Annotated in this window: 19 protein-coding genes; 10 read left to right on the forward strand and 9 right to left on the reverse strand. The window is 69.7% G+C overall.

Annotation, left to right across the window (positions count from 1 at the left end; all coding sequences use genetic code 11):
* The first annotated feature begins 22 nt into the window (after positions 1-22).
* A complete protein-coding gene (locus tag EDF53_RS15770; RefSeq protein ID WP_123294414.1) occupies positions 23-664 on the forward strand; it encodes a TetR/AcrR family transcriptional regulator C-terminal domain-containing protein in 642 nt (213 codons plus the stop codon).
* 24 nt (positions 665-688) lie between these two features.
* On the opposite strand, the gene dhaM is transcribed toward EDF53_RS15770, so the two are convergent.
* From dhaM to dhaK, 3 genes are all read right to left on the reverse strand, one after another.
* A complete protein-coding gene (gene dhaM / locus EDF53_RS15775) occupies positions 689-1,411 on the reverse strand; it encodes a dihydroxyacetone kinase phosphoryl donor subunit DhaM (protein WP_123294415.1) in 723 nt (240 codons plus the stop codon).
* A complete protein-coding gene (gene dhaL, locus EDF53_RS15780; protein ID WP_123294416.1) occupies positions 1,408-2,049 on the reverse strand; it encodes a dihydroxyacetone kinase subunit DhaL in 642 nt (213 codons plus the stop codon). Before dhaL ends, dhaM begins: the two co-directional genes overlap by 4 nt.
* Before the next feature lie 74 nt (positions 2,050-2,123).
* Positions 2,124-3,125: a dihydroxyacetone kinase subunit DhaK gene (gene dhaK / locus EDF53_RS15785; protein ID WP_123294417.1), complete on the reverse strand. Its 1,002-nt coding sequence runs from the start codon at positions 3,123-3,125 to the stop codon at positions 2,124-2,126.
* A 318-nt stretch (positions 3,126-3,443) separates the two neighbouring features.
* Between dhaK and EDF53_RS15790 the strand changes: the two genes are divergently transcribed.
* Together EDF53_RS15790 and glpK are read left to right on the forward strand one after the other, a co-directional pair.
* A complete protein-coding gene (locus EDF53_RS15790) occupies positions 3,444-4,169 on the forward strand; it encodes an MIP/aquaporin family protein (protein ID WP_123294418.1) in 726 nt (241 codons plus the stop codon).
* A gap of 74 nt (positions 4,170-4,243) precedes the next feature.
* Positions 4,244-5,755 (forward strand): glycerol kinase GlpK, encoded by a 1,512-nt coding sequence (gene glpK, locus EDF53_RS15795; RefSeq protein WP_111084025.1) that lies wholly within the window; start codon positions 4,244-4,246, stop codon positions 5,753-5,755.
* A gap of 96 nt (positions 5,756-5,851) precedes the next feature.
* Here glpK and trpD read toward each other — a convergent pair whose 3' ends face one another.
* Entirely contained in the window at positions 5,852-6,916 is a 1,065-nt protein-coding gene (trpD, locus tag EDF53_RS15800) for an anthranilate phosphoribosyltransferase (protein ID WP_123294419.1), read from the reverse strand.
* 70 nt (positions 6,917-6,986) lie between these two features.
* Here trpD and EDF53_RS15805 point away from each other — a divergent pair, with 70 nt between their 5' ends.
* The 5 genes from EDF53_RS15805 (at position 6,987) to EDF53_RS15825 (ending at position 12,365) form a co-directional block, all read left to right on the forward strand.
* Positions 6,987-7,625, forward strand: coding sequence for a heme-copper oxidase subunit III (locus tag EDF53_RS15805; RefSeq protein WP_111084027.1), 639 nt, complete (start codon positions 6,987-6,989; stop codon positions 7,623-7,625).
* A 21-nt stretch (positions 7,626-7,646) separates the two neighbouring features.
* Positions 7,647-8,456, forward strand: coding sequence for a cytochrome c (locus EDF53_RS15810; protein ID WP_123294420.1), 810 nt, complete (start codon positions 7,647-7,649; stop codon positions 8,454-8,456).
* A 33-nt stretch (positions 8,457-8,489) separates the two neighbouring features.
* Positions 8,490-9,554 carry a ubiquinol-cytochrome c reductase iron-sulfur subunit gene (locus EDF53_RS15815; RefSeq protein WP_111084029.1) on the forward strand — a complete coding sequence of 355 codons (1,065 nt, stop codon included), beginning with the start codon at positions 8,490-8,492 and terminating at the stop codon, positions 9,552-9,554.
* The gene (locus EDF53_RS15820; RefSeq protein WP_123294421.1) at positions 9,554-11,242 is read left to right on the forward strand and encodes a ubiquinol-cytochrome c reductase cytochrome b subunit; all 1,689 of its coding nucleotides are present in this window, start codon (positions 9,554-9,556) and stop codon (positions 11,240-11,242) included. The genes EDF53_RS15815 and EDF53_RS15820 overlap by 1 nt, the downstream gene beginning before the upstream one ends.
* Positions 11,243-11,405: 163 nt before the next feature.
* Positions 11,406-12,365, forward strand: a complete 960-nt coding sequence (locus EDF53_RS15825; protein ID WP_123294422.1) for a phosphodiesterase — start codon at positions 11,406-11,408, stop codon at positions 12,363-12,365.
* 438 nt (positions 12,366-12,803) lie between these two features.
* On the opposite strand, the gene EDF53_RS15830 is transcribed toward EDF53_RS15825, so the two are convergent.
* The 4 genes from EDF53_RS15830 to EDF53_RS15845 form a co-directional block, all read right to left on the reverse strand.
* The gene (locus EDF53_RS15830) at positions 12,804-14,357 is read right to left on the reverse strand and encodes a stealth conserved region 3 domain-containing protein (protein WP_123294423.1); all 1,554 of its coding nucleotides are present in this window, start codon (positions 14,355-14,357) and stop codon (positions 12,804-12,806) included.
* 97 nt (positions 14,358-14,454) lie between these two features.
* Positions 14,455-14,889 carry a DUF6804 family protein gene (locus tag EDF53_RS15835; RefSeq protein WP_173168577.1) on the reverse strand — a complete coding sequence of 145 codons (435 nt, stop codon included), beginning with the start codon at positions 14,887-14,889 and terminating at the stop codon, positions 14,455-14,457.
* Positions 14,889-15,473 (reverse strand): GDSL-type esterase/lipase family protein, encoded by a 585-nt coding sequence (locus EDF53_RS15840; RefSeq protein WP_123294424.1) that lies wholly within the window; start codon positions 15,471-15,473, stop codon positions 14,889-14,891. Before EDF53_RS15840 ends, EDF53_RS15835 begins: the two co-directional genes overlap by 1 nt.
* A complete protein-coding gene (locus EDF53_RS15845; RefSeq protein WP_123294425.1) occupies positions 15,470-17,002 on the reverse strand; it encodes an SDR family oxidoreductase in 1,533 nt (510 codons plus the stop codon). The genes EDF53_RS15840 and EDF53_RS15845 overlap by 4 nt, the downstream gene beginning before the upstream one ends.
* Positions 17,003-17,045: 43 nt before the next feature.
* Between EDF53_RS15845 and deoC the strand changes: the two genes are divergently transcribed.
* Positions 17,046-17,777: a deoxyribose-phosphate aldolase gene (deoC, locus tag EDF53_RS15850; RefSeq protein ID WP_123294426.1), complete on the forward strand. Its 732-nt coding sequence runs from the start codon at positions 17,046-17,048 to the stop codon at positions 17,775-17,777.
* A 137-nt stretch (positions 17,778-17,914) separates the two neighbouring features.
* Complete coding sequence (locus EDF53_RS15855; RefSeq protein ID WP_123294427.1) at positions 17,915-18,868, forward strand: ROK family protein; 954 nt, start codon at positions 17,915-17,917, stop codon at positions 18,866-18,868.
* Positions 18,869-18,959: 91 nt separating this feature from the next.
* On the opposite strand, the gene EDF53_RS15860 is transcribed toward EDF53_RS15855, so the two are convergent.
* On the reverse strand, positions 18,960-19,301 hold a 342-nt coding region (locus EDF53_RS15860; protein ID WP_148058369.1), incomplete at its 5' end, for an IS3 family transposase.

Here is a 19,301-nt window from a genome sequence, read left to right on the forward strand (position 1 = left end):
TTGTACCACGTACAATTCAGAGATGGCAACCACCGACGGCACCGGGACGACCCGTGGCGCAGCGACCCGGGCGAGGATCCTCGCCGCGACCGCCGGACTCCTCAGCGCAGGTGCAGCCGGTGGCGCGGGCGGAGCGAGCACCGCACGCGCCAGTGACGCGGGCGGAGCGAGCACCCCACGCCACGCCGTCACCGTCAGCGAGATCGCCCGTGCGGCCGGGGTCTACCCGAACCAGATCACGCACCACTACGGCTCGAAGGACCGCCTCGTCCTCGACGCCGCCTTCGCGCTCTTCCTCCGCGACACCACGCGCCTGCAGGTCGCCGGCCGGCGAGCCGGGTCCGCCGACGCGTTCCGTCAGGTGCTCGCACGCACCGCGCTCGCCATGCCGTCGACACTGCTCGTCGTGCGCGCGCTGGCCGCCGCCGGTGACGACGACGCCCAGCGGGAGCGCGTGAGACTCCTGCTCGCGGTCCTGTTCCGGCAGTCGGAGCGCTACCTCGAGCGCGTCGTCGCCGAGCACGGCTGGACGAGTCCGAGTGGTGTCGGCCGTGATGCCCGGACGTTCTGGAGCGCGGTGTTCGGCGCGACGCTCCTGGCCGACGCGGGTGTCACCGGCGGGCCGTCGGACCTCGATCTGGCCGGCACGGTGTCCATCCGCTGAGCGCGGGACGACGACCGGCGATGGCTACTCGCCGAAGCCGCTCCGCACCAGCTCCACCAGTGCGTCAACCGCGACCTGCGCATCGGTCCCGCTCGCCTCGATCGACACGGTGGCACCCTTCGGCAGTGCCAACGCCATGATCGCCAGCAGGCTCTTCGCGTCCACGCCGTTCACGCGCACCGCTGCGTCGTACTTGGCTGCCGTCTTCACGAACTCCGCCGCGGGGCGGGCGTGCAGGCCGGTCTCGTTCACCAGTTCGACGCTCTCGGACGCGGCCACGTCGTCGACGCTGGCGGCCCCGTCACCCGGCCCCGTGCCTCCCGGCTGGTCACCGGACGGACGGGAGGCGCTGCTCGCGTCGTCCGCGGACCCTGCGGCGGACGCCGCAGCAGCGAGCACTGCCTCGGCGTCACCACCCGTCTGGGCCGCGACGGCCGCGGCGACCGCGCCCTCGACCAGGGGCGCCGGCGAGACGTGCACGCGTGCGCGGACGTCATCGTCGAGGAAGTCGAGCGCCGTGTCGGTGGTCAGGTAGGCCGAACCGAGGTCGCACAGGACGACGACGGCGTCGGCGTCGGCGAGCTGCTCGATGCCGGCGGTGATCGCCTCGAACGACGTGCCGATGCCGCCGTCGTCGGTCCCGCCGGCCGCGACGAGCGGTACGTCGGCCGCCATCTGTCGGGCGAGCTCGACGGTGCCGGAGGCGATCGCGGCGCTGTGCGAGACGATCAGGATGCCGACGGTCACGCGGCGGAGCCCGTCGTCGCGTCCACCGCGGCACGCAGGATGTACGCCGTCGACTGCGCACCCGGGTCGCGGTGCCCGACGGCACGTTCGCCGAGGTAGCTCGCACGACCCTTGTGGGCGACGAGCGGTTCGGTGGCCTCGGCGCCCGAGACGGCGGCGTCGGCCGCGGCGGCGAGCACTGCTGCCGGGTCGTCACCGGCGGCGGCAGCAGCGGTGGCGGCGTCGACCGCGGGGGTCCAGGCGTCCACCATCGTCTTGTCGCCGACGGCGGCCTTGCCGCGCGAGACCACGCCGTCGCGGGCTGCGGCGAGCACGGCGACGAGCGTGTCGGCGTCGAGCTCGGTCGCGTCGCCAGCAGCCTGGGCTGCCTTCAGGTACGCGGTGCCGAACAGCGGGCCGGCGGCGCCGCCGACGGTCGAGATGAGCTTCGTCGCGACCGTCTTGAGCACGGCGCCGGGCGTGTCGAAGGACCCGCCGTCGACGGCCTCGAGCACGGCGCGGAAACCGCGGTCGAGGTTCTCGCCGTGGTCCCCGTCACCGATCTCGCGGTCGAGTGTGACGAGTTCGGCCCGGTGTTCGTCGATCGTCGCAGCGGTGCGACGGACCCAGTCGATGGCCCATTCGGTGTCGAGCGCCAATGCGGTTCCCTTCGTGTTCCCGGCCCGGTGGGCTCGGTGTCGTGGTCGGTGGTCGAGCGGTCGATGTCGGCTGCTCAGCGACCCCAGCGCAGTGCTGGGGTCTCCACCGGTGCGTCCCAGAGTGCCGTGAGTTCCTCGTCGAGCACCGTGACGGTGATCGAGAACCCCTGCATCTCGAGGGACGTGACGTAGTCGCCGACCAAACTACGCGTGACGTCGTACCCGCGGTCCGTCAGCACCTCGGCGGCGCGGCGGTAGGCGATGTACAGCTCGGACAGCGGCGTGCCGCCCATGCCGTTGACGAGCAGGAGCAGCTTCGAGCCGGCCGGGGCGTCGAGGTCGGTCAGGATCGGTTCGAGCACACGGTCGACGAGCTGGTCGGCCGGTGCCATCGGGATGCGCTCGCGCCCGGGCTCGCCATGGATGCCGATGCCGAGTTCGACCTCGTCGTCGGCGAGCGTGAAGGACGGCTCCCCCGCGTGCGGCACGGTGCCGGACGCCAGGGCGAGGCCCATCGACCGCGTGACGTCGTTGACGTGGCGGGCGATCGCGGCGACGGCGTCGAGGTCGTCACCGCGCTCGGCCGCGGCACCGGCGCACTTCTCGACGACCACGGTGCCGGCCACGCCGCGGCGACCGGCGGTGTAGAGCGAGTCCTGCACGGCGACGTCGTCGTCGACCACGACGGCCTCGACGCGGATGTCGTCCATCTCGGTGAGCTCGGCGGCGGTCTCGAAGTTCAGGACGTCGCCGGTGTAGTTCTTCACGATGTGCAGGACGCCCGCGCCGCCGTCGACGGCCTTGGTGGCCGCGACGATCGGGTCGGGCGTCGGGCTCGTGAACACCGGGCCGGGAACGGCGGCGTCGAGCATGCCGTACCCGACGAAGCCCGCGTGCAGCGGCTCGTGTCCGCTGCCGCCTCCGCTGACGATGCCGACCTTGCCGGCGACGGGGGCGTCGGCGCGGTGCAGGTGGATCGGGTCCTCGACCAGGACGACGTGTCCGGCGTGTGCCCGGGCGAATCCCCGGACGGTCTCGTCGACCACGGCCTGCGGGTCGTTGATGAGCTTCTTCATGCGCGTGCCTCCACGGGTACGGGGCCGAGCCGAGGCGAACTGCACACCGCCGTCGTCGACCGGAGTGCGCCCAATCTACATCTGATGCCCGGGCGCTCGTTCGTCCGGTCTGCACGTTCGTGCAGCGCGACGGGGACGCGCCACCGGCTCGCGATCCCCCGCAGCGCACGCCGCTTGCACGTTCGTGCACGATCCCGGACTTCCCTCAGGAATTCATCGCCGCGTCGTTCGCCGCGTCACTAGGCTCGGCCTCAATCACTCAACGGGGAGTGCGGCGCAGCACCACCGGACCCCCACCTCACGCACTGGAGGTCACCGATGGACGACATCGGCGTCAAGTTCCTGTCCGAGCTCGTCGGCACGGCGATGCTCATCATCCTGGGTGGCGGTGTCGTCGCCGCCGTCTCCCTCACGAAGTCGAAGGGCTTCGGGGCCGGCTTCCTCATGGTCACGATCGGTTGGGGCTTCGCGGTCTTCGCCGGCGTCCTCGTGTCCTACAAGTCGGGCGGCCAGCTCAACCCGGCCGTCAGCCTCGCCCAGGCCATCCTCGGCAACATCAGTGTCGGCACGATGCTCATCTACTGGCTCGCGCAGATGATCGGCGCGGTCATCGGGGCCGTCATCGTCTGGCTCGCCTACAAGCAGCACTTCGACGAGGAACCCGACGCCGCTGCGAAGCTCGGCGTCTTCTCCACCGGCCCCGCGATCCGGTCGTACGGCTGGAACGTCGTGACCGAGATCATCGGCACCTTCGTGCTCGTCTTCGTCATCCTCGCGATGACGAACGGCAAGGCACCTGCCGAACTCGGCGCCGTCCCCGTCGCCTTCCTCGTGATCGCGATCGGTGTCAGCCTCGGTGGCCCGACCGGCTACGCCATCAACCCGGCCCGTGACCTCGGCCCGCGCATCGCGCACGCCTTCCTGCCCATCAAGGGCAAGGGGTCGAGCGACTGGTCGTACGCCTGGGTGCCGGTCGTCGGACCGCTCGTCGGCGGTGCACTCGCCGCCGTGCTGTCGCTCGCGCTGCTGCCCGTCGTCAGCTGAACCAACCCAACCCCGGGGTGAGCGGCCCGCGATCGCGGGCCGCTCACCGCACCGAACACCCGTAAGGAGCACCAATGGCCGACTACATCGTCGCCATCGACCAGGGCACGACCTCCACCCGAGCGATCGTCTTCGATCACTCCGGCTCGATCATCTCGACCGGGCAGAAGGAGCACGAGCAGATCTTCCCGCGCGCCGGGTGGGTCGAGCACGACCCCGCCGAGATCTGGGACAACACCCGCGAGGTGATCGGTCAGGCACTGTCGCGTGCCGACATCACGCGTCACGACGTCGCCGCCGTGGGCATCACCAACCAGCGCGAGACCGCCGTCGTCTGGGACAAGACCACCGGCAAGCCGATCTACAACGCGATCGTCTGGCAGGACACCCGCACGCAGTCGATCGTCGACAAGCTCGCCGACGGTGACACCGACCGCTACAAGGCCATCGTCGGTCTCCCGCTCGCGACGTACTTCGCCGGCACCAAGATCATGTGGATCCTCGAGAACGTCGAGGGTGCGCGTGAGAAGGCCGAGGCCGGGGACCTGCTCTTCGGCACCACCGACACCTGGGTCCTCTGGAACCTGACCGGTGGCGTCGACGGCGGCGTCCACAAGACCGACGTCACGAACGCGTCCCGCACGCTGTTCATGGACCTCGAGACGCTCCAGTGGCGCGACGACATCCTCGCCGACTTCGGTGTGCCGAAGTCGATGCTCCCCGAGATCGTCAGCTCCTCCGAGGTCTACGGCCACGTCGAGTCGTCCAACCTGCTCCGTGAGGTCCCGATCGCGGGCATCCTCGGCGACCAGCAGGCCGCGACCTTCGGCCAGGCGGCGTTCGACCAGGGCGAGTCGAAGAACACCTACGGCACCGGCAACTTCCTCATCTTCAACACCGGTACCGAGATCGTCCGCTCCGAGAACGGCCTGCTCACCACCGTCGGCTACAAGCTCGGCGACCAGGAGACGCACTACGCACTCGAGGGCTCGATCGCCGTCACGGGCTCGCTCATCCAGTGGCTCCGCGACAACCTCGGTCTCATCGGCAGTGCCCCGGAGGTCGAGGCGCTGGCCAAGACCGTCGAGGACAACGGCGGCGTGTACTTCGTGCCGGCGTTCTCCGGGCTCTTCGCGCCGTACTGGCGTCCGGACGCTCGCGGCGCCATCGTCGGCCTGACCCGTTACGTCAACAAGGGGCACATCGCGCGTGCGGCCCTCGAGGCGACGGCGCTGCAGACCCGCGAGGTCCTCGACGCGGTGAACGCCGACTCGGGCGTGGACCTGACCGAGCTCAAGGTCGACGGCGGCATGACCGCCAACAACGAGCTCATGCAGTTCCAGGCCGACATCCTCAACGTGCCGGTGGTGCGTCCGGTCGTCGCCGAGACGACGGCGCTCGGCGCGGCCTACGCGGCCGGTCTCGCGGTGGGCTTCTGGGCCAACCTCGACGAGCTCCGTGCCAACTGGCAGGAGGACAAGCGCTGGGAGCCGCAGCTCGACGCCGCGGAGCGCGAGCGCACGCTCCGCCTCTGGAAGAAGGCCGTCACGAAGACCTTCGACTGGGTCGACGAGGACGTCCAGTAGCGACGCAGGCGCACGCTGACCGCGTGCACTGAACGCACCGACGGGAGGCCCGGTGCCGGTTCCTGGAACCGGCACCGGGCCTCCCGTCGGTTGCGTCTACTGCGCGTCGGTCGCGGTCGGGACCGCGATCCAGTCCGCCAGCTTGCGGGTGCCGGCGCCGGAGTCGATCGCCTCGGCGGCCACCGCGAGCTGCTCGCGGAAGCGCTGCAGGATCGGTCGGTCGGACTCGGTCGGGTCCTGCGCCAGACGGAAGGAGACCAGTCCCGCTGCGGCGTTGAGCAACACGATGTCGCGCACCGGGCCCGTCTCCCCCGACAGCACGCGGTGCACGACGGCTGCGTTGTGCTCGGGGTCGCCACCGAGGAGGTCTTCGGTGCGTGCACGTGCGATGCCGAGATCGCGCGGGTCGAGGTCGTGCTCGATGATGCGCCCGCCGGTGACCTCCCAGATGTGGCTGTGGCCGGTGGTGGTGAGCTCGTCGAGGCCGTCGTCGCCGCGGAAGACCAGGGCGGTCGCGCCGCGGGTCTGGAACACGCCCGTGATGATCGGCACGAGGTCGAGCTGCGCGACGCCGACGGCGTTCGCTTCGCACCGTGCGGGGTTGACGAGCGGCCCGAGGAAGTTGAACACCGTGGGCACGCCGATCTCGCGGCGGACCGGCCCGGCGTGCGCGAAGCCCGGGTGGAACGCGTTCGCGAACGCGAAGGTCAGTCCGACACGCCGGAAGGTGTCCGCGACACGCGCGGCGTCCATCGTGAGATCGAGCCCGAGTGCGGCGAGCACGTCGCTCGAACCGGACTTCGACGAGCTCGCCTTGTTGCCGTGCTTCACGACGGGCACCCCGGCGGCGGCGATGACGATCGCCGCCATCGTCGAGACGTTCACGGTGCCGACGACGTCCCCACCCGTGCCGACGATGTCCAACGCCATCGGGTCGACGTCCAGCGGAACGGCGGCGTCGAGGATCGCGTCGCGGAACCCGACCACCTCGTCGACGGTCTCGCCCTTCGCGCGGAGCGTCACGGCGAACGCGGCGATCTGTGCCTGGGTGGCGCGCCCGTGCACGATCTCCTCCATGGCCCATGTGGATTGCCTGATCGTCAGGTCCTCGCGCGCCATGAGCGCGCTGATCACTGCAGGCCAAGAGAGTGCGTCAGGCATGGCTCGATCGTAGTGAATTCGAGAGACCCGCCAGTCTCCTGCGAAAACACTGTCTGGGGTTTCGGCCATAATGGAGGACGTGACTAGCACCCCTCTCTCCAGATCCGCCAGCGGTCCGGCCCTGAACAGGCCGAACGCCGTTGCCGTGGGGACGATCGTGTGGCTGGGCAGCGAGGTCATGTTCTTCGCCGGCCTGTTCGCGATCTACTTCACGCTGCGCAGCACGTCCCCCGAGCTGTGGGCGGCCGAAACCTCCAAGCTCGAGGTGCCCTTCGCCTCGGTGAACACGATCATCCTGGTGCTGTCCAGCTTCGCGTGCCAGTTCGCCGTGTTCGCTGCAGAGCGCTTCCAGGTGCACCGCACGAGCTGGAACCCGCGCCACTGGGGCATGACGGAGTGGTTCTTCGTCACCTACGCGATGGGCGCGATCTTCGTCTGCGGCCAGATCTTCGAGTACGCCAACCTCTGGCACGAGGGCGTCACGCTCTCCTCCAGCGCCTACGGCTCGGCCTTCTACATGACGACCGGGTTCCACGGCCTCCACGTCACGGGTGGCCTCATCGCCTTCCTGCTGACGCTCGGCCGCGGCTTCGCCGCGAAGAACTTCGGTCACAAGGAAGCGACCACCGCCATCGTCGTGTCGTACTACTGGCACTTCGTCGACGTCGTGTGGATCTTCCTCTTCGCCGTCATCTACCTTCTCAAGTAGGAACTGGACACCCCCGAGCACATGTTCAACAGAACCAAGACCAAGAAGGGCCGCCGTTCACCGATGGCGACCGTCTCGCTCATCGTCGTCGGCCTCATGACCACCGGCGGTGCGTACGCGCTCTTCAGCTCCACGGCCAACGCCGACGACAGCACGAGCACCGTCGCGGCGACCAGCCAGTCGAAGGTGAACGAGGGCCAGAAGCTCTTCGCCTCGAACTGCGCGACCTGCCACGGCCTCTCCGCCCAGGGCACGAGCGAGGGTCCGTCCCTCATCGGTGTCGGCGCCGCCTCGGTCGACTTCCAGGTCGGCACCGGCCGCATGCCGATGGCCGCCCAGGGTCCGCAGGCCGAAGAGAAGCCCGCGCAGTTCACGGACGAGCAGGTCGACGCCCTCGCCGAGTACGTCGCCTCGCTGGGCCCCGGCCCGGCCGTCCCGTCCACCGAGCTCACCAACGGTGAGGACGGCGACGCGGCCGAGGGGGCCGAGCTCTTCCGCATCAACTGCGCCATGTGTCACAACGTGGCCGGCGCCGGCGGTGCCCTGACCGAGGGCAAGTACGCACCGAACCTGTCGACGGTCTCCGGCAAGCACATCTACGAGGCGATGCAGACCGGCCCGCAGAACATGCCGGTCTTCAACGACCTGAACCTCACGCCGGAGCAGAAGGCCGACATCATCACGTACCTCAAGTACGTGCAGGACAACAAGTCGCCCGGCGGGTTCGCACTCGGCTCCCTGGGTCCGGTGGCCGAGGGTCTGTTCATCTGGATCTTCGGACTCGGCGCGGTCGTCGCGATGACCGTCTGGCTGACCGCGAAGTCCAACTGATCGTCCGTGTCGAACGACACTGAAGGGAACACCATGGCAGAGCACGACGACGAGACGCTGAACTCGTCCTCGGCTGTCGAGAAGCACGGCACGACCACCTCCCCCGGGATCGCGGTGCTGCCCACCGACCCGTTCGAGAACCCGGGTGAGCCGCCGCACCGCGCGCGCCGCACCGACGTCGACCCGAAGAAGCAGCGCCTGGCCGAGCGTCAGGTCGCGACCTTCTTCTACCTCTCGATCGTCGGCAGCGTCCTCTCGATCGCGGCCTACGTCGCGTTCCCGATCGACTCGAACGACTTCGGGACGGTCCGCACCGCGAACCTCTTCCTCGGCCTCTCGATCGCCCTCGCGCTCATCGCGCTGGGCCTCGGCGCGGTCTACTGGTCGAAGTCGCTCGTCGTCGACCGCGAGATCACCGAGCTCCGCCACGGCACCCGCGGCACGGACGCGACGCGCGCCAAGGCCGTCGAGGCCTTCCAGCTGGCCGACAAGGAGTCCGGCTTCAGCCGTCGCAAGCTGATCCGCAACTCGATGATCGGTGCGCTGGCCGCGTTCCCGCTGCCGGGCATCGTCCTTGTCCGCGACCTCGCTCCGGCCGAAGACCCGAACGAGCTCCTGCGCCACACCTTCTGGAAGCAGGGCCTGCGCCTGACGAAGGACCCGACGGGTCTGCCGATCAAGGCCTCGGACGTGACCATCGGTTCGGTGTTCCACGTCATCCCGGACGGCATGCTCGACTCCGAGCACATGCTCGAGGAGAAGGCCAAGGCCTCCGTCCTCCTCATGCGTCTCGACCCGAAGGACCTCAACCCGTCCAAGGGCCACGAGAACTGGGGCTACGACGGCATCGTCGCGTACTCCAAGATCTGCACCCACGTCGGATGCCCGGTCGCGCTCTACGAGCAGCAGACGCACCACCTGCTGTGCCCGTGCCACCAGTCCACCTTCGATGTCTCGAACAACTGCGAGGTCATCTTCGGTCCGGCCGCACGCCCCCTCCCCCAACTTCCGATCGCGATCGACGACGACGGCTACCTGGTTGCCCAGAGCGACTTCCACGAGCCGGTCGGACCGTCCTTCTGGGAGCGTGAACGCTGATGACCAGCACCCCCACCACCACGGCACCGAGCAGCACGGCCAACAAGCCGGCTCCGGAGCGCGGATCCCGCATCATCGGCGGGGTCTCGAACTACATCGACGAGCGCACCAGCATCTCAGGGCTCGTCAAGGAAGTCGGCCGGAAGATCTTCCCGGACCACTGGAGCTTCATGCTCGGCGAGGTGGCGCTGTACAGCTTCGTCGTCGTCCTGCTCTCCGGTACGTTCCTGACGTTCTTCTTCCAGGCCTCCATGGCCGAGGTCGTCTACAACGGCACGTACGTCCCGCTCAAGGGCGTCGAGATGTCGACGGCACTCCAGTCCACGCTGGACATCTCGTTCGACATCCGCGGTGGGCTCTTCGTCCGCCAGGTCCACCACTGGGCGGCCCTGCTGTTCGTGGCGTCGATCATGCTGCACATGGCCCGCGTGTTCTTCACCGGTGCCTTCCGCAAGCCGCGTGAGCTCAACTGGGTCTTCGGCTTCCTGCTCTGGGTCCTCGCCATGGGTGAGGGCTTCACCGGCTACTCGCTCCCCGACGACCTGCTCTCCGGAAACGGTCTGCGGATCATCGTCGGCATGATCGAGGGTGTCCCGGTGATCGGCGTCTGGATCGCCTACCTGCTCTTCGGTGGCGAGTTCCCGGGCACCGACATCGTCGGCCGCCTGTACACGCTGCACATCCTGCTGCTGCCGGCGATCCTCGTCGCGGTGCTCGGTGTCCACCTCGTGCTCGTCGTGATCAACAAGCACACCCAGTTCGCCGGCCCGGGCAAGACCAACGACAACGTCGTCGGTGTCCCGATCCTCCCGGCGTTCGCCGCCAAGGCCGGTGGGTTCTTCTTCATCGTCGCGGGCATCATCGCCCTCATCGCGTCGATGTTCACGATCAACCCGATCTGGAACTACGGCCCGTACGACCCCTCGCCGGTCTCCGCCGGTACCCAGCCCGACTGGTACATCGGCTTCGCCGACGGCGCACTGCGTCTGGTGCCGCCGCACTGGGAGGTCGTGTGGTTCGGCTACACGGTGTCGTTCAACATCCTGGCGCCCATCGCGGTCCTGGTGCTGCTCATCCTCGCGATCCTGCTGTACCCGTTCCTCGAGTCGTGGATCACCGGCGACAAGCGCGAGCACCACATCCTGGACCGTCCGCGCAACGCCCCGACCCGCACGGCGATCGGTGCCGCCGGCATCACGCTCTACGCCAGCCTCTGGGCTGCGGCGTCGTCGGACATCATCGCGACCCACTTCCTGGTGTCGATCGAACACGTGATCCACGTGATCCAGGCAACGACGGTCCTCGGCCCGTTCGTCGCCTTCTGGATCACGAAGCGCGTGTGCCTCGCACTCCAGAAGAAGGACCGCGAGATCGTCCTGCACGGCTACGAGTCCGGTCGCATCGTCCGACTCCCCCACGGTGAGTACATCGAGGTGCACGAGCAGCTCGACGAATACGAGCGCTGGAAGCTGCTGCAGTTCAACGAGTACAAGCCGCTCATGATCCGCCCGAACGCCAAGGGGCAGATCACCGTGGTCCAGAAGGCCCGTGCGAGCGTCTCCCGCTTCTTCTTCGAAGACCGCATCGAGCCGGTCTCGAAGGCCGAGCTCGAGGCAGCGCACGCCGCCCACCACGGCCCGGACCTCGAGGGCAGCCACCAGGCCCCGCAGGTCGAGGAAGAGCACTAAGCACGACGACAGGAGCCCCCGCCACCACGTGGCGGGGGTTTCTTCGTGCGATGGGCGAAACGCCGCCCCCAGTTCACGGCTGGTTCACCGACACGTGCTGGACTCATCCAGGACGGTGTGGCAACGTGTTGCACCACGCATCCGCCAACGGAATGAGACCCCGATGGACAGCCGGACGGCCGAACACCCCAGGCCGAACCACTTCCTCCTCCACCTCAGCGACACCCACCTCGTCTCCGGCGACGGTGATCTGTACGGCGGGGTCGACTCCGCCGCCCGGCTCACCGAGATCGTCGCGGACATCGAAGCATCAGGCACCCGGCCCGAAGCGATCGTCGTCACCGGCGACGTGGCCGACAAAGGCGAACCAGGTGCCTACGCCCGCGTCCGCGAGATCGTCGAGCCGGCTGCCCGCCGGATCGGTGCCCAGGTCATCTGGGCGATGGGCAACCACGACGAGCGCGGCGCGTTCCGTCAGGAGCTCTTCGGATTGCACCCCACCGACCGTCCGGTCGACTTCGTCTACGACGTCAACGGTCTGCGGGTGATCACCCTCGACACGAGCGTCCCGGGCCACCACCACGGCGAGGTCTCCCCCGAGCAGCTCGACTGGCTGGCCGAGGTCCTGTCCGAGGCTGCGCCGCACGGCACCATCCTGGCGATGCACCACCCGCCCGTGCCGAGCGTGCAGGACCTGACCGTCCTCGTCGAGCTCCGCGACCAGCAGGCCCTGGCCGAGGTCGTCGAGGGCAGTGACGTCCTGTCGATCATTGCCGGCCACCTGCACTACTCGACCAGCGCGGTCTTCGCGGGCATCCCCGTGTCGGTCGCCAGCGCCACGTGCTACACGCAGGACCTCACCGAGTTCCAGGGCGGTACGCGCGGGCGGGACGGCGCGCAGTCGTTCAACCTGGTGCACGTCTACGGCCACAACGTCGTGCACTCGGTCGTCCCGATCGGGCACTACTCCACGGTCGGCGAACCCGTGTCGGCCGTCGAGACCGAGGCCCGACTCGCAGCGCACGGGGTCACGATCCCGCCCGCGGTCGAGCCGGCTCCGGTGACCTCGAGCATCCCGGTCTTCACGCTCGACTCGGTGCCGGTCTCTCCCGTCCACCGGTAGGTCGCCGCACTTCGTGAGCAGCAATGGTCGGGTCCGCAGTGCGGACCCGACCATTTGTGCTCACCATGTGCGGTGGGCGTGCGCGCGGGGCGGACGGGAGGCGCGTGGCGGGGCCGCCACGGGCCTCCCGTCCGGCCGGTGGTCACGACCCACCGCGAGACGTGTGTCGAGCGGTCAGCTTGCGTCGTCTGACGGGGCGGGCGCCGACAGGCCGCGACCGGTCGGCGGTCGGCGACGGGGCGGGGCGGTGGGGAGGCGCGTGGCGAGTCCGGTACAGCCCTCCTGTCCGGCCGGTGGTCACGACCCACCGCGAGACGTGTGTCGAGCGGTCAGCTCGCGTCGTCTTACGGCGCGCGTGCCGACAGGCCGTGACCGGTCGGCGGTCGGCGACGGGCTCGCGGGCTCGCCCGGAGCGCCCCGGCAGGACGCTGGCGCGTCCTAAGCGCCGGGGCGCTCCCACGGCGCGGGGAAGGGGAAGTAGCGCTCGAGGAAGTCGGTCACGCGCTGCGTCCGCTCCTCGTCGCTGACCTCCGGGAAACTGCCGTCGTTCAGGCAGAAGAAGTCCGCGTTCCGCTTCTTGAGCAGCTCGTCGAGCGACCGCAGCCCGGACTGCATCGTGGTGTCGATGTAGCGGACGTCGGCGTTCTCCTGCGTGATCGCCCGACCCGTGAGCAACGAGTAGTAGTGGTAGAGCGAGTTGGTCACCGAGATGTTCTCGGCAGCACGGAAGCGCGACGCCGCCGTGGCACGGAACTCGTCGGCGAACTCGTGCTCCATCTCCGTCATGATCGACGACCGGAGCGGGGTGGGCGCATGCTCGAGGTGCCGGGTGGTGACCGCACCGAACCGCTGCTGCAACAGGCGACGGTTGACCCGCGCGGAGTTCTCGAACCCGCTGCGCGCGGCGTTGTTCACACCGAGTCCGATGCGGGTGGTGGCGAGGATGAACTTCGACACCGACCCCGGGCTGAAGAACACCGAGGGGTCGACGGTGCGGCCGAAGAACATGTCGTCGTTCGAGTAGATGAAGTGCTCGCTGATGCCCGGGATGTGGTGCAGCTGCGACTCGACGGCCTGCGAGTTGTGCGTCGGCAGCACGGACGGGTCGGCGAAGAACTCTTCGCTGCGCACGATGCGGACCTTGGGGTGGTCGGCGAGCCAGTGCGGAGCGGGTGAATCGGTGGCGATGTAGATCTGGCGGATCCACGGTGCGAACGTGTGCACCGAGCGGAGTGCGTACTTGAGCTCGTCGATCTGGCGGAACCGTGCGGGGGCGTCGTCGCCCTCGCCCAGGACGGCCGTCGCCTGCGCTGCCTGGCGGGCGCGCTGGTACTCGATGGCGTTGCCGTCGACCCACGAGAAGACGATGTCGATCGGGAACCGGATGTCGGAGACGTGGTCGTCGAACATGTGCTCGACGGTGCGCCAGGTGCGGCCGTAGCGCTCGATGTCGACGAGCACGAACTCGTCGACCGGCAGGCTGCGGCGCATCAGCGCGTTCTCGACGGGCGCGAGCACCTCGGTGTCGGTGAGTCGCCAGAACTCGAGCTGCACGCTCGTCTCGGCGCCGTAGCGCAGACGACCGAGGGGCTCCAGGCGCGGGCGGAACACACGCAGTACCGGCTCGTCGACCGGCCCGAGGCCGTCGTCCTGCACGAGCACGGCCGGTTCGCCCGGCGGCTTCGCGTAGAACGGTTCGTTGACGGCGGCGGCCATGACGGCGCTCTCGGCACGCTGCCGGTCGCGCTCGTCGATCGCGATGACCGGACGCTCGTCGTTGCCGCGGATGAGCAGGTGGTCGACGTCGGCCTCGGTCAGCGCGTCGTCCAGGAACAGAAGGTCCTCGATCATCGACTGCTGCGGCGTCAGGTGACCGTTGAGCAGCGTCAGGCGCCCCTTGCGGACGACGACGTCGGGCCGGTCGAGACCGCCGGAGGACGGTCGAGGGGTCAGCAGAGGACTCTCGGTCACCGGCTCGGTCTCGTCGTTCATCCATGCCCTTCGGGTCGTGCTGCCGGGTCCTGTACCCGACCCTGCGATCCTACCGTCCGCCCGCCCGGTCGGTTCCGCAGGCGGTCAGCGGAGCCGGTCAGGAGGCCCGGGGTGCGTCCGCCTCGCGCGGCACCTTGACGGCGATGCCCACCACGATGAACAGGGCGGCAGCCAGGATCTGCAACGCGGCCCACACCTGGCCGGGGATCGGCACCGTGACCAGGGGGTTCCAGCAGACGGCGACGGCGGCCATCAGCACGGCGGCCCACCACGTCTTCCCCCGCACCGCGAAGACGAGCACGATGAGGGACAGCACCGTGATGCCCCAGCGGGCGAAGACGAAGCCGGACGAGTCGATGATCGCCACGCAGGCGAGCAGGACGATCGCGGCGATGAGCGACGGCGCGAGTGCCGGCCGGGTGAACCCCGGGGTGGCACGGGTGTTCGTCGTCCCCGCGGTCGGTCGGACCGGTGCGGCGGGCACGCCGTTCTGCGACGACCCCACCGGGGGTCGTCCCTTGCGGGTAGCCATCAGGCGGGGGCCTCGTCGAGGTCGATGGCCGTGAAGGACCGGGACATCGGCGGGAGACCCCGCACACGCTCGAGCGCGGGGACCAGCTCGCCGAGGTAGGCCCGGTAGCCCTCGTCGGTGAGGTGCAGGCCGTCGTCGGTGAAGCGGTCGTCGAGGTGGTCGCCGTCGGCCAGCGCGGGCCAGGCGTCGAGGTACTGCGCGTGGCAGGTCGCGACGAACTGCCGCAGGTGCCGGTTCGCCTCCTCGATCTTCGCCGTGTACTCGGCCTGGCGGGGCAGGACGGAGACGAGCAGCAGGCGGACACCGGGCAGCTCGCGCCGCAGGGTGACGAGGATCGTCTCGACGTTGCGGACGACGTGTTCGGCGCTCGCCCGGTGGTTGCCGAAGTCGTTCGTGCCGATCAGCAGCACGATCACCTCGGGCTGTTCGGCGACGACCGCGTCGAGCCGTGCGAGCACGCCGTCCGTCGTGTCACCGCTGATGCCCTGGTTCAGGGTCTGCTCGTCGGGGAGCCAGCTGTCCCACGACCCCTGGGCCGTGATGCTGTCCCCCAGGAACAGGACGGGACTGCGTTCCTCGGTCATGCTGCCTCCTCGTTCGCCGGTTCCGGACTCCCATTGTGCTGGGTCCGGTTGCGCTGCGTCGACTCGGTGTTGTCCGACTCGCGCTCGGCGGCCGCGGTGATGCGCTCGACCATGCCGGGGAAGATGATCCCGTGGAAGGGCAGGATCCCGTACCAGTACAGCCGGCCGGGCAGGCCCTGCGGGAAGTAGATCGCCCGCTGGTGGTAGTCGCTGCCGCCCTCGGGGTTCGGGGTCACGGTCATCTCGAGCCAGGCGCGCCCGGGTGACTTGAACTCGGCGCGGAGCCGCAGGTAGTGCCCGCGCTCGAGGCGTTCCACGCGCCACCAGTCGAGGGCGTCGCCCTGCTCGAGTCGGTCCTGGTCACGACGACCACGGCTGAGCCCGACGCCGCCGGCGACCTTGTCCATCCAGCCGCGGGCGACCCAGGCCAGCGGGAACGAGTACCAGCCGTTCTCGCCGCCGATCGACTCGACGACGCGCCAGACGTCCTCCGCCGAGGCGGTCGAGTGCCGCTTCCGGTCGTCGACGTAGACGGTGTGGCCGGCCCAGTCCGGGTCGGTCGGCATCGGGTCGGCCGAGGCGCTCGACAGGGTGGCGCTCCGCCAGCTCGTCTGCACCTCGCCGGAGCGCATCTTGTTCAGTGCGAGTCGGACCGCTCGGCGGTACGACGTGAGCCCGCCCTCGGGCTGCGGGACGACGTCGTCGATGTCGTGCTCGCGCTGGACGCACTCGAACTGCAGCGACTCGATGATCGGCGTCGCGAGCTTGCGCGGGATCGGCGTGACGGCGTTGAACCAGTGTGCGGCGAGGCGCGGGGTGAGCACCGGCAGGACCGTGATCGGGCGCTGCCGCAGCTTCGCCTCGACCGCGTAGCCGTTGAGCATCTGCCCGTAGCGCAGGACGTCCGGTCCGCCGATGTCGAAGGTGCGGTTGACGTCGGCGGGGACGTCGAGCGCCGCGACCAGGTAGTACAGGACGTCGCGCACGGCGATCGGCTGGATGCGGTTGCGCACCCAGCGCGGAGCCGGCATCCACGGCAGGACGTCGGTCACGTGCCGGATCATCTCGAACGAGGTGCTGCCGGAACCGATGACGACGCCGGCCTGGTAGGCGATGGTCGGCACGCCGGAGTGGAGGAGGATCTCCCCCACCTCCTTCCGGCTGCGCAGGTGCTTCGACAGGTCGCCGTCGGGGTGCAGGCCGCCCAGGTAGACGAACCGGCTGACACCGGCACGCTTCGCCTCGTGCGCCATCGTCTCGGCCGCCTGCCGTTCCGCGGACTCGAAGTCGCCGTCGGCACCCATCGCGTGGGCGAGGTAGTACACGGCCTCGACGCCGTCGACCGCGGCGCGGACCGCGTCGGCGTCCTGCAGGTCTCCTTCGGCGACGTCGACGTCGCTGCTCCACGGGACGTCCTGGAGCTTCCGGGGGTTGCGCACGAACACGCGCACGGAGTGTCCGGCTTCGAGGAGACGGGGGACGAGACGACCGCCGATGTACCCGGTGGCGCCGGTGACGAGGACCTGCATGCCCGGAACGCTACGCGGCACGCCTGACGGGTAGGCTTGCCGGGTGGACAACGCAGCCTTCCCCGTCACCGCCGATGCCGTCCGCGGCCTCATCGACCACGCGATCCTGAAGCCCGAGCTCACCCGCTCGGACGTCGACGCCCAGCTCGACGAAGCCGCCGCGTACCGGGTCTTCAGCGTGTGCGTCCGGCCCAGCGACGTCGCCTACGCCGTCGGGCGTCTCCAGGGCACCGGCGTCGGCGTCGGGACGGTCATCGGCTTCCCGCACGGCACCACGTCCACCGCGGCCAAGGTCGCCGAGTCGCTGCAGGCCCTGGCCGACGGTGCCTTCGAGCTCGACATGGTGCAGAACATCGGCGCCGCGAAGTCCGGCGACTGGGAGCGCGTCGAGCAGGACGTCCGCGCCGTCGTCGACGCCGCCGGGTCCACCGTCGTCAAGGTGATCCTCGAGACCGCGTTCCTGACCGATGACGAGATCGTCGCAGCCTCGCGTGCCGCGCAGTCCGCCGGTGCCGCGTTCGTGAAGACCTCCACCGGGTTCGCCGGCGGCGGGGCGACGACCGAGCACATCGCGCTGATGCGCCGCACGGTCGGTGCCGACACGGGCGTGAAGGCCTCGGGCGGTGTCCGCGGGCTCGACACCCTGCTCGAGATGGTGGACGCCGGGGCGAACCGCATCGGCACGAGTGCGTCCGCGCGCATCCTCGACGAGGTCGCGCACCGCGTCGAGACCGGGGCTGCGTCGTCGCAGGGCGACGACACCAGCTCCTACTGACCCACCGCGACACGACCTGATCCACCGCACGACGACCTGACCCGACCGACCCACCACCTGCCAGGCCGGGGCGCACCGGACGCGACGCCGCGTCCGGGAGTCGCCCCGGGCCTCCAGACCGCCGCATCGGAGCGCGCATGTCCAGCACCGCACCCCAGTCCCCCGCCCTCGCACTCGCCGTCGACCTCGGCGGCACCAAGGTCGAGGCCGCCCTCGTCACCGACCAGGGCGTCGTCCTGCCGGGCACGCGCTTCCGCAGCCCCACCGGGCCGCAGCGCACGTCCGACGAGCTGCAGGCCGCCGTCGACGAGGTCGTGACGAGCGCGCTGGCCACGGTCCCCACCGACGCGACCCTGGTCGGCGTCGGGGTCGGCTCGGCCGGCCCCGTCGACGAGGAGCACGGCCTGGTCTCCCCGCTCAACATGCCGGTGTGGCGCGGCCACCCGCTGCGCGATCGCATCGCCGCGCTCGTGCCCGAGGGCGTGCCGGTCACGCTGCGCATGGACGGCCTGGCGATCACGCTGGCCGAGCACTGGGTCGGTGCGGCCCAGGGGTACGACCACGTCATGGGCATGATCGTGTCGACGGGCGTCGGCGGTGGGCTCATCCTGCACGGCCGCACCGTCAGCGGCCCGACGGGCAACGCCGGGCACATCGGGCACGTGGAGTGCGGCGGCTACGACGATCCGTGCGCCTGCGGCGGCACCGGCTGCCTCGAGGCGATCGCCAGCGGCCCGAAGACCGTCGCCTGGGCGCAGCGCCAGGGGTTCGACGGGTCCACCGGCGAAGAACTGTCGGCGGCGTACGCGGCCGGCGACGAGATCGCGGTCGCCGCGGTCAAGCGCAGCGGCCGGGCGCTCGGGCAGGCGATCGCGGCGGCGACGAGCCTCGTCGACCTCGAGGTCGTGGCGATCGGCGGCGGGTTCTCCCACGTCACGCCGGACCTGTTCGAGTACGCACGCGAAGCGGTGGCGGAGCGCGTCGAGTTCGGGTTCGTGACGAAGGTGCGCATCGTGCCGACGGCGCTGTCGCAGGACGGCCCGCTCATCGGCGCCGCAGCACTCGTGCACCGCGCCGACGTCCTGCGCTGACGTCCTGCGCTGAGCGGACCGCGCCGACGCCGACCTGGAGGCTCGGTGCGGGCCCTGAACTGGTCCCGGTTTGTTGGACCGTGAAGTCAGATTAGGCCGCGAGGGCGTGAGCTCGGTATTGAACCGGGCTCATGCCCTCGAGTCGTGCCTGGGAGCGGTCGGTGTTCCACCAGGTGATGTAGTCGTGGATCGCGGTGTCGAGCGTGGTGATGCTGTCGAAACGGGTTGGGTGGAACATCTCGGCTTTCAGATGGCCGAAGAAGTTCTCGATGATCGCGTTGTCGTGGCAGTTGCCCTTTCGCGACATCGACTGGGACGCGCCGGCAGCTGCCAGCAGCGACCGCCAGGACCGGTGCTGGTAGTGGATGCCCTGGTCCGAGTGCACCAGCGGTGCCGCCCCGAGTGCGGTGTGGAGTGCGTCGCGGAGCGAGCC

The sequence above is a fragment of the Curtobacterium sp. PhB78 genome, assembly GCF_003751685.1.
GTDB lineage: Bacteria > Actinomycetota > Actinomycetes > Actinomycetales > Microbacteriaceae > Curtobacterium.

Excerpts from the sequence above, each read along its gene's own strand:
- EDF53_RS15770 (WP_123294414.1), top strand. The coding sequence starts at position 23 with ATGGCAACCACCGACGGCACCGGGACGACCCGTGGCGCAGCGACCCGG.
- dhaK (WP_123294417.1), bottom strand. The coding sequence starts at position 3,125 with ATGAAGAAGCTCATCAACGACCCGCAGGCCGTGGTCGACGAGACCGTC.
- EDF53_RS15790 (WP_123294418.1), top strand. The coding sequence starts at position 3,444 with ATGGACGACATCGGCGTCAAGTTCCTGTCCGAGCTCGTCGGCACGGCG.
- glpK (WP_111084025.1), top strand. The coding sequence starts at position 4,244 with ATGGCCGACTACATCGTCGCCATCGACCAGGGCACGACCTCCACCCGA.
- trpD (WP_123294419.1), bottom strand. The coding sequence starts at position 6,916 with ATGCCTGACGCACTCTCTTGGCCTGCAGTGATCAGCGCGCTCATGGCG.
- EDF53_RS15805 (WP_111084027.1), top strand. The coding sequence starts at position 6,987 with ATGGAGGACGTGACTAGCACCCCTCTCTCCAGATCCGCCAGCGGTCCG.
- EDF53_RS15810 (WP_123294420.1), top strand. The coding sequence starts at position 7,647 with ATGTTCAACAGAACCAAGACCAAGAAGGGCCGCCGTTCACCGATGGCG.
- EDF53_RS15815 (WP_111084029.1), top strand. The coding sequence starts at position 8,490 with ATGGCAGAGCACGACGACGAGACGCTGAACTCGTCCTCGGCTGTCGAG.
- EDF53_RS15820 (WP_123294421.1), top strand. The coding sequence starts at position 9,554 with ATGACCAGCACCCCCACCACCACGGCACCGAGCAGCACGGCCAACAAG.
- EDF53_RS15825 (WP_123294422.1), top strand. The coding sequence starts at position 11,406 with ATGGACAGCCGGACGGCCGAACACCCCAGGCCGAACCACTTCCTCCTC.
- EDF53_RS15830 (WP_123294423.1), bottom strand. The coding sequence starts at position 14,357 with ATGAACGACGAGACCGAGCCGGTGACCGAGAGTCCTCTGCTGACCCCT.
- EDF53_RS15835 (WP_173168577.1), bottom strand. The coding sequence starts at position 14,889 with ATGGCTACCCGCAAGGGACGACCCCCGGTGGGGTCGTCGCAGAACGGC.
- EDF53_RS15840 (WP_123294424.1), bottom strand. The coding sequence starts at position 15,473 with ATGACCGAGGAACGCAGTCCCGTCCTGTTCCTGGGGGACAGCATCACG.
- EDF53_RS15845 (WP_123294425.1), bottom strand. The coding sequence starts at position 17,002 with ATGCAGGTCCTCGTCACCGGCGCCACCGGGTACATCGGCGGTCGTCTC.
- EDF53_RS15855 (WP_123294427.1), top strand. The coding sequence starts at position 17,915 with ATGTCCAGCACCGCACCCCAGTCCCCCGCCCTCGCACTCGCCGTCGAC.